15 protein-coding genes and 2 pseudogenes are annotated in these 12,426 nt (G+C 71.9%); 12 read left to right on the plus strand and 5 right to left on the minus strand.

The window, feature by feature from the left end:
• Window positions 1-24 precede the first annotated feature (24 nt).
• From C4V41_RS45125 to C4V41_RS65575, 4 genes and pseudogenes are all read left to right on the plus strand, one after another.
• Complete coding sequence (locus C4V41_RS45125) at window positions 25-819, plus strand: alpha/beta hydrolase (protein ID WP_103962213.1); 795 nt, start codon at window positions 25-27, stop codon at window positions 817-819.
• 58 nt (window positions 820-877) lie between these two features.
• The gene (locus tag C4V41_RS45130; protein ID WP_103962214.1) at window positions 878-1,669 is read left to right on the plus strand and encodes an MBL fold metallo-hydrolase; all 792 of its coding nucleotides are present in this window, start codon (window positions 878-880) and stop codon (window positions 1,667-1,669) included.
• Between the two features lie 66 nt (window positions 1,670-1,735).
• Window positions 1,736-2,161: a hypothetical protein gene (locus C4V41_RS63450; RefSeq protein WP_200824667.1), complete on the plus strand. Its 426-nt coding sequence runs from the start codon at window positions 1,736-1,738 to the stop codon at window positions 2,159-2,161.
• Window positions 2,122-2,406 (plus strand): annotated as a pseudogene (locus C4V41_RS65575) (hypothetical protein); the annotation flags it as partial. The gene C4V41_RS63450 and the pseudogene C4V41_RS65575, both read left to right, overlap by 40 nt.
• 8 nt (window positions 2,407-2,414) lie before the next feature.
• On the opposite strand, the gene C4V41_RS64720 reads toward C4V41_RS65575, so the two are convergent.
• A complete protein-coding gene (locus C4V41_RS64720; protein WP_235030780.1) occupies window positions 2,415-2,588 on the minus strand; it encodes a hypothetical protein in 174 nt (57 codons plus the stop codon).
• On the opposite strand from C4V41_RS64720, the pseudogene C4V41_RS64725 reads away from it, so the two are divergent.
• Both C4V41_RS64725 and C4V41_RS64730 read left to right on the plus strand, forming a co-directional pair.
• Window positions 2,533-3,216, plus strand: a pseudogene (locus tag C4V41_RS64725) (glycoside hydrolase domain-containing protein); the annotation flags it as partial. The gene C4V41_RS64720 and the pseudogene C4V41_RS64725 overlap by 56 nt on opposite strands.
• 109 nt (window positions 3,217-3,325) lie before the next feature.
• Window positions 3,326-4,474 (plus strand): glycoside hydrolase domain-containing protein, encoded by a 1,149-nt coding sequence (locus C4V41_RS64730; RefSeq protein WP_235030781.1) that lies wholly within the window; start codon window positions 3,326-3,328, stop codon window positions 4,472-4,474.
• A gap of 39 nt (window positions 4,475-4,513) precedes the next feature.
• Here C4V41_RS64730 and C4V41_RS45140 read toward each other — a convergent pair whose 3' ends face one another.
• Complete coding sequence (locus tag C4V41_RS45140; RefSeq protein WP_103962215.1) at window positions 4,514-5,548, minus strand: uroporphyrinogen decarboxylase/cobalamine-independent methonine synthase family protein; 1,035 nt, start codon at window positions 5,546-5,548, stop codon at window positions 4,514-4,516.
• Between the two features lie 101 nt (window positions 5,549-5,649).
• Between C4V41_RS45140 and C4V41_RS45145 the strand changes: the two genes are divergently transcribed.
• Genes C4V41_RS45145 through C4V41_RS45155 form a run of 3 tightly spaced genes read left to right on the plus strand, consistent with a single transcriptional unit; the run spans window position 5,650 to window position 7,998 of the window.
• Window positions 5,650-6,468 carry a MurR/RpiR family transcriptional regulator gene (locus C4V41_RS45145; RefSeq protein ID WP_200824670.1) on the plus strand — a complete coding sequence of 273 codons (819 nt, stop codon included), beginning with the start codon at window positions 5,650-5,652 and terminating at the stop codon, window positions 6,466-6,468.
• 14 nt (window positions 6,469-6,482) lie between these two features.
• The gene (locus tag C4V41_RS45150) at window positions 6,483-7,319 is read left to right on the plus strand and encodes an aldo/keto reductase (RefSeq protein WP_268808817.1); all 837 of its coding nucleotides are present in this window, start codon (window positions 6,483-6,485) and stop codon (window positions 7,317-7,319) included.
• Window positions 7,320-7,347: 28 nt separating this feature from the next.
• A complete protein-coding gene (locus tag C4V41_RS45155) occupies window positions 7,348-7,998 on the plus strand; it encodes an MOSC domain-containing protein (RefSeq protein ID WP_103962390.1) in 651 nt (216 codons plus the stop codon).
• 35 nt (window positions 7,999-8,033) lie between these two features.
• On the opposite strand, the gene C4V41_RS65580 is transcribed toward C4V41_RS45155, so the two are convergent.
• On the minus strand, window positions 8,034-8,159 hold the full coding sequence (locus C4V41_RS65580; RefSeq protein ID WP_268808818.1) for a hypothetical protein: 126 nt from the start codon (window positions 8,157-8,159) through the stop codon (window positions 8,034-8,036).
• A gap of 57 nt (window positions 8,160-8,216) precedes the next feature.
• Here C4V41_RS65580 and C4V41_RS45165 point away from each other — a divergent pair, with 57 nt between their 5' ends.
• Complete coding sequence (locus C4V41_RS45165) at window positions 8,217-9,149, plus strand: hypothetical protein (RefSeq protein WP_200824671.1); 933 nt, start codon at window positions 8,217-8,219, stop codon at window positions 9,147-9,149.
• 106 nt (window positions 9,150-9,255) lie between these two features.
• On the opposite strand, the gene C4V41_RS45170 is transcribed toward C4V41_RS45165, so the two are convergent.
• A complete protein-coding gene (locus tag C4V41_RS45170) occupies window positions 9,256-9,843 on the minus strand; it encodes a TetR/AcrR family transcriptional regulator (RefSeq protein ID WP_103962218.1) in 588 nt (195 codons plus the stop codon).
• Between the two features lie 105 nt (window positions 9,844-9,948).
• Between C4V41_RS45170 and C4V41_RS45175 the strand changes: the two genes are divergently transcribed.
• A complete protein-coding gene (locus tag C4V41_RS45175) occupies window positions 9,949-10,872 on the plus strand; it encodes an alpha/beta hydrolase family protein (RefSeq protein WP_103962219.1) in 924 nt (307 codons plus the stop codon).
• Between the two features lie 16 nt (window positions 10,873-10,888).
• Window positions 10,889-11,926 carry an aldo/keto reductase gene (locus tag C4V41_RS45180; RefSeq protein WP_103962220.1) on the plus strand — a complete coding sequence of 346 codons (1,038 nt, stop codon included), beginning with the start codon at window positions 10,889-10,891 and terminating at the stop codon, window positions 11,924-11,926.
• Here the strand turns inward: C4V41_RS45180 and C4V41_RS45185 are convergent, their stop codons facing one another.
• The gene (locus C4V41_RS45185) at window positions 11,927-12,421 is read right to left on the minus strand and encodes a MarR family winged helix-turn-helix transcriptional regulator (protein ID WP_103962391.1); all 495 of its coding nucleotides are present in this window, start codon (window positions 12,419-12,421) and stop codon (window positions 11,927-11,929) included.
• Between the last annotated feature and the right edge of the window lie 5 nt (window positions 12,422-12,426).

The following is a 12,426-nucleotide window of genomic DNA, read 5'->3' on the forward strand; positions in this document are numbered from 1 at the left end:
GACCACAACGCCAAGGAGCTCCGCATGAAACCCGACACGATCGTCCTGATCCACGGCTTCTGGGTGACGCCCCGGAGCTGGGAGCACTGGGTCGCCCGCTACCAGGCCCAGGGCTACAAGGTCCTCGCGCCCGCCTACCCCGGCTTCGAGGTCGAGGTGGAGGCGCTCAACGCCGACCCCTCCCCCATCGAGCGGGTCACCGTCCCACAGATCATCGAGTCGCTGGAGACCCTGATCAGCGGGCTGGACACCCCGCCGATCCTCATCGGCCACTCCGCCGGTGGCGTGTTCACGCAGATCCTGCTCGACCACGGGTACGGCGCCGCCGGGGTGGCGATCAACTCGGCCCCCACCGAGGGCGTCAAGATCATCCCGCTGTCGCAGATCAGGGCCACCTTCCCGGTGCTGCGGAACCCCGCCAACCGGCACAAGGCGGTCGGGCTCGACTACGAGCACTGGCGTTACGCCTTCACCAACACCTTCCCCGAGGACCAGGCGCGCGCCACCTACGAGCGCTACCACATCCCGGCCTCCGGCCACATCTTCTGGGGCAGCGCGCTGGCCAACATCCACCCGGGCAAGGACGACAACTGGGTGAACTACCACAACGACGACCGTAAGCCGCTGCTGTTCATCGCCGGTGAGAACGACAATCTCATGCCGCCGAAGATCCAGCGCTCCAACGCCGCGCACTACAAGTCGCCGAAGACCGTCACCGAAGTGATCGAGTACCCCGGCCGCTCCCACCTGATGCCCGCCCAGGACGGCTGGGAGGAGATCGCCGACCACGCGCTCGCCTGGGCGCTCGACCACTCCTGACCTTTGAAACCGGCTTCCGGGGTGCCCGCCCCGGAAGCCGGCCAGAAAGGGACATGTCATGACGGAGGTCCGGTTCACCCACATCGGCGGTCCCACGGTCCTCATCGAGTTCGAGGGCTGGCGGCTGCTCACCGACCCGACCTTCGACCCGCCAGGCCGTACCTACGCCTTCGGCTGGGGAACCTCCTCGCGCAAGCTGACCGGCCCCGCCGTGGCCGCCGCCGGCCTGGGCGCGATCGACGCGGTGCTGCTCACGCACGTGCACCACGGCGACAACCTCGACGACGCGGGCCGCGCCCTGCTGCCGGCGGCAGGCACGGTCGTCACGACCCGCTCCGGCGCCCCGTCGCTGCCCGTCCCGGCCCGTGGCCTGCGCGCCGGGCAGGCGACCCGCCTCGAAGCCCCCGGGCGGCCGCCGATCGACGTCCTCGCCACGCCCTGCCGGCACGGCCCGCCGCTGAGCCGGCCGATCGTGGGCGAGGTCATCGGCTTCGCGCTCACCTGGCCGGGCCAGGCGCACGGCCCGCTCTGGATCACCGGCGACACCGTCTACCACCGGGCGCTGCGCCGGACGGCCGCCGGGATCCGGCCGGGAACGGTGCTGCTGCACCTGGGCGGCGTCGGCTTCCCCCTCACCGGGCCGCTGCGTTACACCATGACCGCGCGGCAGGCCGTACGGCTGTGCGAGGCCATCGCGCCGCGCACGGTCCTGCCGGTCCACTACGAGGGCTGGCAGCACTTCCGGCAGGGCCGCGACGGCATCGAGCGTGAGCTGCGGCGGGCTCCGGAGCGGGTCGGCGGCCTGTTCCGCTGGCTGCCCGCCGGCACGGCGGAACAGGTGCGGCTCTAGATGTACTGACAGTCGTCTTGACAGGCTCCGAGGGGAATCGTTTAGTGGTTCCAGGATGACGCCGGGATGAACTTCCCCGGCGCGGCGCTGCCCTTCGGCATGATGCAGTGGAGCCCCGACACGATCCGCCAGTCGGGCGGCGGCTACAAATACGAGGACGATCGCCTGCGCGGCCTGTCGCTCACCCACATCTCGGGCCCGGGCTGCGGCGGCGCGCAGGACTTCCCGGTCGTCCCGATCTCCGGCGCCATCGGGCGCTCCCCCGCCACCCACTTCGAGGACTACGTCCAGACCTTCAGCCAGGAGAACGAGAGCGCCTCCCCCGGCTCGTACGGCCTCACGCTCGACACCGGCGTCAAGGCCGAGACCACCGCCACCGTCAGGGCGGGCGTGGGCCGCTTCACCGGGCCCGCCGGTAAGCCGCTCACGCTGTCACCGGATCCATCAACGGCGTGGACGACGCCGGAGCGAAGATCAGCGGGAACACCGTAAGCGGGTGGGCCAGGACCGGCGGCTTCTGCGGCACGTCCAGCGACTACTACGTGTACTTCCACGCGACCTTCGACCGGCCGGTGCGCGCGTACGGCACCAGGCGCGACGACTCGGTCGTGCCGGGTGACGTCCAGGTCCAGGGCCGCTCGGACGCCAAGGTCCCGCCGGTGGCGAAACCCCGGGGTCTGGCCGGCGTCTCACAAGCACGCGGCGCCCCCCAGGACGTGATCGTCAAGGGGCCGGGCATCGGCGTCTACCTGCAGTTCGACCCGGAGACCCCCGTCCAGATGCGCGTGGGCCTGTCGTACGTGAGCATCGACGGCGCCAGGCGGAACCTGCGCGCCGAGGTCGGCTCCAAGGGCTTCGACCAGATCGCCAGGAGCGCCAGGCAGACCTGGAACGACCGGCTCGGCCAGATCAGGGTCACCGGCGGCGACGACACGCAGAAGCGCACGTTCTACAGCAGCCTCTACCACGCGCTGCTCCAGCCGTACGTCTTCGACGACGCCGACGGCACCTACACCGGCTTCGACTATCGCACCCACCAGGTCAGACGTGGTCACCACCACTACGCGACCTTCTCGGGATGGGACGTCTACCGCGGCCAGATGCAGCTCATCGCGCTGCTCGCGCCGGACGTGGCGAGCGACATCGCGCAGTCGATGTACGACGACGCGCACTCCATCGGCGACGTCTGGGACCGCTGGTCGCACCAGAACACGATCACCGGCGTGATGAACGGCGACCCGTACCACTCGATCATCGCGAGCATGTACGCCTTCGGCGCCCGCGACTTCGACGCCAACGGCGCGCTGACCGCGATGGTCAAGGGCGCCGGGCGCGTCGGCCCCGACCCGGGCACCGGCTACACCGAGCGGCCCGGCAACGCCGCCTACCTGAAGAGCGGCTACGTCCCCGTCGATCCGTCGACCACCCTGGAGTACGCCACCGCCGACTTCGGCATCGCCCAGCTCGCCGGACGCCTCAGGGACACGGCGACGCGGGACACGTTCATGAAGCGCGCCCAGCCGTGGCAGAACACCTACAACCCGGCCAACGGCTGGATCCAGCCGCGCTTCGGCGACGGCTCGTTCGTGCCGATGCCTGACCGGCAACGACGACCTGGGCACGATGGGCGCCTGGTACGTCTAGGCCTCGATGGGGATGTATCCGGCCATCCCGGGACGCTCGGAGCTGATCGTCAACAGCCCGGCGTTCGAGAAGATCACCGTCACCCGTTCCAACGGCAAGACGATCACCATCAACGCGGCGGGCGCCTCGGAGGCCAACCGGTACGTCCAGGCGCTGAAGGTCAACGGCACGGCCTCGACCAGGGCCTGGCTGCCCGAAGGGTTCAGCGGAAGGCTCGACTTCACCCTCGGCGCCCAGCCCAGCACCGAGTTCGGCGCCAAGGACATACCGCCGAGCTTCCAGGCGGGCATGAAGCCGTACCTGGTCAGCCTCGACCCCGGCGCCACCGCCGTCGAACCAGGAGGCACGGTCACCACCACGCTCACCGTCCAGGCCGTCGGCAAGGGCGGCGCGCTGACCTGGACGGCCGAGCCGCCCCCGGGCATCACGGTCACCCCGGCGGGAGGCACCGTGGACGTGCCCGACAACGGCCAGGCCAAGGCCCAGGTCACCGTCGAGGTGGGAGCCGGCGTCGCGACCGGGTTCACCACCGTGCCCGTCGAGGTGGCGGGCGTGAGCGCGGCCATCAGGCTGAACGTGGCCAGGCGCGGCACCATCGAATGGCACCAGAACAATGCCGGCGTCGGCGACGACACCGAGCCCGGGCAGGCCGACTTCGACAACGGCGGCTGGAGCTACTCGGCCCAGGCCCTGGCGGCGGGCGCGCGGCCCGGCGGCACCGTGACCTGGAAGGACCACACCTTCACCTGGCCCAACCGGAAGCCGGGCGAATGGGACAACGTCCAGGCCGCCGGCCAGACCGTGGACCTCACGGCGCCCGCCGGTGCCGGCACGCTCGCGCTGCTGGGCGCGGGCGCGTCGGGTGACATCGAGACCGGTGTGACCATCACCTACACCGACGGGTCGACGCAGGAGACGAAGGTGGGCTTCAGTGACTGGGCGCTGGCCCGGGACGCCTACCCGCCGCGCTTCGGCAACGAGATCGTGCTGCGCACGCCGTACCGGCTGGACGGGGGTGGCGGCCGTCAGGACATCAACGTGTACGTCTTCGCCGTCACCCCGATCCGGCTCGACCCGGCCAAGCAGGTGAAGAGCCTGACCCTGGCCAGGCCGGCGGGCGCGGCCACGGCGCACATCTTCGCCTGGTCCTTCGGCGGCTGAGACCCTCCGGGGGTGCGCCCGGCGGGGCGCACCCCCGGCTCACGATTCGGCCAGGGCGACCGCTCTGTCCAGGGCGCGCCGGGCGTCCCCCTCGGACCGCCGGCCGAGCCCGCAGGCGGAGGCGACGTCCACCGTCCTGGACAGGACCCGCTCCACGGTCCGCAGGACCCGGCGCTGGTCGTCCGGCCCCTGCGCCTCGTGGGCCAGGCCCGCGACGAACCGGATGCCCGGCGGCAGGTCGGCGAGGGGTTCCAGACCCTGGTAGAAGGCCGTCTTGAGGGGTGGCGGCCGATCGCCCGCCGCCAGCGGGACGTGTACGAACTCCAGCGCGCGGTCGTGCGGCCAGGCCCGGAGCAGCGCCTTGACCAGGGAGACCACGGGTGCGAGCGTGCCCAGTCGCTTCAACGCCCGGTTGTTGAGGTCGCCGACGCACAGGTGGACGCCGAAGCGGCTGTCCGGCGGCACGGCGACCACCAGTTTGATCAAGCCGCCGACCAGTAATCGGGCGACCGGGGTCCGCAGCGGGCCGGGGACGGTGGCGACCATGACCAGCTCGGCCGGCACCTCGATCTGGAACAGCACGTCCCGGCCGCCCCATGCGGCGATCTCCCTCATCTCCCTGGCGAGGGCCTCCCTGAAGGCGCGGCGGAGCGCGAGCGCCCTGGCCGGCCCGAAGGAGAACAGCGCGAGGTCCAGGTCGCTGGGCACGCCGACCTGGAACGCCACGCCGTCCAGCCGGTGCTCCGCGCGGACCTGCTTGAACACCGCGTAGCTCTCCCCTGCGGCCTGCGCGGTGCCGAGGCGCAGGGCGCCGGGCCTGAGCCGGTGCCCGCGCCTGACCTTGAAGATCGGGTGGTCGTCGTAGCCGGACCAGCCGCCGTCCGCGCGCAGCTCGACGTCCGGGTTCTCGCGCAGGTCCTCGATGATGTGGCGGATCCAGTAGCGGCGGGCGCCGACCTCACCATCGGCCAATGTCCTCAGGTACGGGCCCGCCACGCCCGCCATGACCGTCATGGCCTGGCGGACGTCGGCGGCCGGATAGCTTCCGACGAGATGAATGTGGCGATGGGGCATCCATGCACTCCTGTTCGCGAAACCTTTTTCATGTCAGAGCGCCCCGCAGGCCGGATGCGTACGTCGTTTCACGGAATTTCGTTCTCTGCTACCTTTCATCCGTGGAACAGAATTCCCTCGCCGCCACCGTGCGCGCGAAGCTCCTGGGACTGCACGACGCCGAGGCGCGGGTCGCGCAGGTGGTGCTCGACCAGGGCGCCCGGCTCGTGCACCTGAGCGTGAGCGACGTGGCGGGCCTGGCCGGCACGTCGGCGTCCACCGTCGTCCGGTCGTGCCGGAGGCTGGGGTTCGGCGGCTACCAGGAGCTGAAGATCGCCGCCGCCCGCGAGACGCCGCCGGAGCCCCGCGACGAGCTCGACCCGCTGACCGCGACGGTACGGGCGGCGCGGGAGGCACTCGGCGGCCTGGAGACCACGCTGTCGCGCGCCGACCTGGGCGCGGCCGCCGAAGCGATCAATGAGGCCGGGCGGGTGCTGATGGCGGCCACCGGCCTGTCCGGGGCGGTCGCCGTCGACGCCGCCTACCGGCTGCGGGCCCTGGGCCTGCCGGTGGATCTGCCGCCCGACCCGCTCACCGCGCACCTGGCCGCCGAGCTGCTGCCCGAGCGGTCCGTGTGCCTGGCGATCAGCCACAGCGGGGCGACCCGCTCCACCGTCGAGACGGCCCGCCGCGCCCGCGCCGCCGGGGCGCGGGTCGTGGCGATCACCAGCTACACCAGCTCGCCGCTGGTGGAGGAGAGCACGTGGGCGCTCGTCGGTGGCGGGCAGGACCTCGTCCTCGGCATGGAGGCGGTGGCCGGCCGCCTCGCCCACCTCACCATCGTCGACGCGCTGTCCATGATCCTGCTCGGGCTGGGCGGCGGCCGGGCCGAGCGGGCGGTGTCGGCCTCCGCCGACGTCACCGCCGACCACAGCTACTGAGGAGGACGGGCCCCTTGAAGAGTTTCGACATCGCGGGCGAGCTGCGCGTACGACGGCTGGGGTACGGCACCGGCATGCTCACCGGCCCCGGTTACTGGGGGCCGCGCCTGGAGCCCGGCGCGGCCGTGGCGGTGCTGCGCCGTGCCGTGGAGCGCGGGGTGACGCTCATCGACACCGCCGACAACTACGGGCCCGGCATCGCCGAGGAGCTGGTGGCGCGGGCGCTGCACCCGTACCCGGACGATCTGGTGGTGGCGACGAAGGGCGGCGTCGTTCGTACGGGGCCCAACGTCTGGCACACCGACGGGCGGCCGGAGCGGCTGCGGGCCATGTGCGAGGCGAGCCTGCGCCGGCTCAAGGCCGAGACCATCGACCTCTACCAGCTCCACCGCATCGACCCCGGCGTGCCGGCGGCCGACCAGCTCGGCACGCTGGCCGACCTGCGGGCCGAGGGCAAGATCCGGCACATCGGGCTCGACACGGTGACCGTGGCGGAGCTGGAGCACGCCCTGGAGATCACGCCGATCGCCTCGGTCCAGAACCGCTTCAACCTGCTGGATCGCGAGTCGGCGCCGGTGCTGGAGCTGTGCGAGGAACGCGGGCTGGCGTTCCTGCCGTGGTTCCCGCTCGGCAACGGCGCGCTGGCGCGGGCCGAGCTGCCGGAGGTGGCCCGGCGCCATGGGGCCACTCCGGGGCAGGTGGCGCTGGCGTGGCTGCTGCACCGTTCGCCGGTCATCCTGCCCACGCCGGGCACGGGATCGCTCGCCCATCTGGAGGAGAACCTGGACGCGGCCGGCCTCGTGCTCTCCTCGGACGATCTGGCCGCGCTCGACGGAAATCGAGTCGCGTGAGCGGGCGATGGGCCGTACCGTCGCCGCCATGAAGGTCCTCTCCGTCAACGTCGGCCGGCCCCGTCCCAACCCGTGGAAGGGCCTGGGCCTGACGGGCATCGACAAGCGGCCCGTCACCGGCCCGGTCGCCGTCACCGCCCCCGGGCCCAAGGGCACCGGGGCGGTCGGGCTCGCCGGTGACCGGGTCCATGACGTCAAGCATCATGGTGGCTCCGACCAGGCCGTGTACGCCTACGCGCGCGAGGATCTCGACGGGTGGGAGGCCGAGTTCGGCCGGTCGCTGACGAACGGGATCTTCGGGGAGAACCTGACGACCCTGGGGCTGGACGTCAACGGCGCGCTGATCGGTGAGCGCTGGCGGATCGGGCCCGAGGTGGTCCTGGAGGTGTCGTGCGCGCGGATTCCGTGTGCGACGTTTCAGGGCTGGCTGGAGCGGGACGGCTGGATCAAGCGGTTCACGCGGGCGGCGCGGCCGGGGGCGTATCTGCGGGTGGTCGAGCCCGGTGAGATCCGCGCCGGTGACGCGGTCGAGGTCGTGCACCGGCCCGGCCATGACGTGACGGTCGCGCTCGTCTTCCGTGCGATGACCCTCGAACCGGATCTGCTACCGCGCCTGCTGGCCGCCGACGCGCTACCGGCGGAAGGCCGGGAGCTGGCCCGGCGGCGCACCGGCGCGTAGGTCGGGCCGTCCGGCGTTCGCGGGGGGGCAGGCGGTCAGGGCCTCCGGCGTTTGCGGGGCGCCGGGTTCTGGCGGCGGTAGGCGCCGGGGGCGGTGCCGAAGTGCCGTTTGAAGGCGGCGGCGAACGCGTACTCCGAGCCGTAGCCGATCTTCCGTGCCACCGTCTCCAGGGGTAGGTCTCCGGCACAGCGGGCCTGCCCGGCCAGGGGCTCGCCGCCGTGGTGCTCAACGTCGGCGCCAAGGGCGCCTGGTTCAACTCGGGCTCGGTGACGGTCCATCCGCCGGGTGAGGCGGAGCCGCAGAGCGCGACGGTCCTGTACGACTCCACGCGGACGGCCGCCAACCTGATCATCGCGAAGGTCGGCACCGACGGGAGGATCAACGTGGCCAACCGGAGCGCCCAGCCGGTGAACGTCTACCTCGACGTCCACGGCTACACCCTCGACCACGCGGCGGCCACCATCGGCGCCACCTACCTGCCGCTCACGCCGACCCGGATCGCGAACAAGATCGTCGTACCGGCGTGGGGCAACTACGAGCTGGCGACCACCGGCGCCGGCGGCCTGCCCTCGACCGGCGTGGACGCGGTCGCGCTCACGGCCACGCTGACGAGCGCCGGAACCGGGACCATCCGGGCGTACGCCGCGGGCGACGTCTTCCCCGCCGAGGCCAACATCGACTATCCGGCCAACACCGCGGCCCAGTTCTTCACCCTGGTGAAGCCCGGCACGGGCGGAAAGGTCAACCTCCACAACCTGGGCGGGCAGCCGGTGGAGCTGTCCGTGGACGTGTCCGGCTACTCCACCTCCGCCCAGCGCGGCGCGGCCATCAGGGCGATCAGCCCGGTGCCGCTGACCGGGAAGGTGACGATCGCGCCGGGAGGCACACGCGCGGTGACGCCCGCGGGTGTTCCCTCCTCCGGCGTGTCGGCGCTCGGCATCACCGTCGCCGCACAGGGCGCCGCGAACGGTGCCGTCGTGGTCGTCCCGGCGGGGAGCGGGAACGGGGTCCGGGTCGTGGCGTACGGCGGCGGAAAGGAGAGCATCGGCTCCACCGTGGCCGCGCTGCGGCCGGACGGCACGATCGTGCTGAAGAACGAGGACACGTCGCAGGTGACCGTCTCGGTGAGCGCGTACGCGTACTTCGGATGATCGCGACCCGCCAGCGTGCGGCCCACCACCTCGGCGACGGTCATCGTCCGGCCGGGCGGCCCATCGTGGTGAGGGTCCGGCGATAAGCCAGGGGGTCCATAACGCCTCACACTAGCCTCAGCCCCTGAAGAAGCAGTTCGATCAGCCGGCGGGGGTCGTAGCGCGGGTCGCTGTCGTGTCCGATGCAGAGGTTGCCGATGCCGCGCATCAGCTCGAACGCCTGCGTACCGGGCCTGATCTCGCCCGCGTCGGCCGCGGCGTCGAGCAGGTGCGCGCAGACGGGCACCAGGCGGTCGAGAAAGTACGTGTGCAGCGCCTCGAAGCCGCTGTTGTCCGACTGCATCGCGTTCGCGAGCCCGTGCTTGGTGACCAGGAAGTCGACGAAGAGGTCGACCCACTGGCGGAGGGCGGCGAACGGGGAGTCGGCTTCGGCCAGCAGGGCCGGGCCGGCCTCGGCGCACGCCTCGACCTGGTGGCGGTAGACCGCGACCACCAGATCCGCCCGGGTCGGGAAATGTCGGTAAATCGTGCCCATCCCGACGCCCGCCTTGGCCGCGATCTCCCGGATCGGCGCGTCCACGCCGGAGGTGACGAACACCGCGGCCGCGGCGGCGAGCAACGTCCGCTCGTTGCGCAGCGCGTCGGCCCGCTTGGCACGGGCCGGCACCTCCCCGGGGTTGCTGGTCGCGGCCACCACGCTCTCCTCTCGATTGACAAAGCGGAACAGCGCTCCGTATTTTCTAATCGGAACAACGCTCCGCTTCAGCTTAGCCGAGCCTGCCCCGACATCGGAGGAACCATGCCTGAATCGACCTACCCCGCTCCCGTTCTCTCGGTCGCCCCGGTGGTGCTGCCGGCCCCCGACCGGGCCGTGGACCTGCACGTACGGGTCTCCGCGCCCGTAGCCGGGAACGACCTGCCGATCATCCTGCTGTCACACGGCCAGGGCTACTCGAACCATCTGTCCTCCCTGAACGGCTACGCCCCGCTCGCCGGCTTCTGGGCGGCGCACGGCTTCGTCGTGATCCAGCCCACCCATCTCAGCTCGCGGACGCTGAGCCTGGACCCCGGCACCCCCGGGGCGCCGCTGTTCTGGCGGTCGCGGGCCGAGGACATGTCGCGCATCCTGGACCGGCTCGACGAGATCGAGGCCGCCGTCCCGCAGCTCGCCGGCCGCCTCGACCACGGCAGGGTCGCCGTGGCCGGGCACTCGATGGGCGGGCACACCGCGAGCCTGCTGCTGGGCGCCCGGCTCACCGATCCCGACGACGGAACGGAGGCGAACCTGGCCGAGCCCCGGATCAAGGCGGGCGTCCTGCTCGCCGCGCCCGGCAGAGGCGGCGACGCCATCGTCGAGTCCGTGGCCCAGAACCTGCCCTTCCTCCTGACCACGGACTTCTCCACGATGACGACACCCGCGCTCGTGGTCGCCGGCGACAAGGACGACTCCGCTCACCTGACGGTCCGGGGCGCGGACTGGCACGCCGATCCGTACCACCTCGCCCCCGGCCCCAAGTCCCTGCTCACCCTGTTCGGCGCGGAGCACGGGCTTGGCGGGGTCGCCGGATACGACGTCGCCGAGACCACGGACGAGAACCCGGGGCGGGTGGCCGTGGTCCAGCGGCTGACCTGGGCCTATCTGCGTACCGAGCTCTATCCCGGAGACCCGGCCTGGCGGGCGGCCTGTGACGCGCTGACGGCCAGCCGGGTCGAATCCAAGTAGTCAAGGAGTTCTTTTCATGGAATATCGCCCTCTCGGACGCACCGGCGTCTCGGTCAGCCCGCTGTGCCTGGGCGCGATGATGTTCGGCGCCTTCGGCAACCCCGACCACGACGACTCCATCAAGATCATTCACCGCGCCCTGGACGCCGGGGTCAACGTCATCGACACCGCCGACTTCTACTCCGGCGGCGAGTCGGAGCAGATCGTCGGCAAGGCGCTCGCCGGCGGACGGCGTGAGAACGTCGTCCTGGCCACCAAGGGCGGCCTGCCGTTCGGCGGGGACCCCAACCACCGGGGGACGTCGCGGCGGTGGATCACCCAGGCGGTCGACGGCTCGCTGCGGCGGCTGGGCACCGACTGGATCGACCTCTACCAGATCCATCGTCTCGACGCGGCCGTGGACGTGGACGAGACCCTGGGGGTCCTGTCCGACCTGGTCCGCGCCGGGAAGATCCGGATGATCGGCGCCTCGACGGTCGCCGCCTCGGAGATCGTCGAGGCCCAGTGGACCGCCGAGCGGCGCGGGCGCGAGCGGTTCCGTACCGAGCAGCCGCCCTATTCGCTGCTGACCCGCGCCGTCGAGTACGACGTGCTGCCGACCTGCCGCCGGTACGGGATGGGCGTCCTGGCCTACAGCCCGCTGGCCGGCGGCTGGCTGACGGGCCGCTACCGGAAGGGCGTGGAGATCGCCGGGCCGGGTTCGGCGGCCCGGCGGCAACGGTTCGCCAGCGCGTATGACGCCACGTCGCCGGCGAACGCGGCCAAGCTCGACGCCGCCGACGCCCTCGGGGCACTCGCCGGCGAGGCCGGTCTCACCCTCGTCCAGTTGGCGATCGCGTTCGTCACCCGCCACCCGGCGGTCACCTCCACGATCGTCGGCCCGCGCACGATGGAGCACCTGGAGTCGTACCTGACGGCCGACGGCGTCGACCTGCCGGACGACCTGCTCGATCGCATCGACGAGATCGTTCCGCCCGGGCACACGGTGAACGTCGCCGACAACATGTGGAGCACCAGCACGCCGGCACTGGATGCCGCCTCCCGCCGCCGATAGTCAGTCGGCGGACACCGTCGCGGCGAGCCGTTCGAGCAGGCCGGCGAGCTGAGCCCGCTCCTCCTCACCGAGTCCGGCGAGCAGCCGCCGCTGGTTGTCCAGGTGGACGGCGATCAGCTCGTCGGTCAGGTCGGCGCCCTCGGCGGTGAGGGTGATGAGACGGCCGCGCGAATCGGCCTCGTCGACGGACCTGCGGACCAGGCCGCGGGCTTCGAGCCGGTCGACCCGTTTGGTGATCGCGCCGGTGGTGACCAGCACCGTGCGGCTGAGCTCCCCCGCCGACAACGCGTACGGCCGCCCGGCTCGCCGCAGCGCCGCGAGCACGTCGAAGTCGCCGTTGCCCAGCCCCGCCGCGGCGAAGGGCGGGCGGAGCCGCTGGTCGAGCGTGTCGGTGAGCCGGAAGAGCCGCGCGATGACCAGCATCGGGGCCGGGTCCAGGTCGGGCCGCTCGCGTTTCCACTGGTCGACGATGGTGGCGATGGCATCGGTCTGCATGCCTT

The sequence above is a fragment of the Nonomuraea solani genome, assembly GCF_900108335.1.
GTDB classification, from domain to species: Bacteria; Actinomycetota; Actinomycetes; order Streptosporangiales; family Streptosporangiaceae; genus Nonomuraea; species Nonomuraea solani.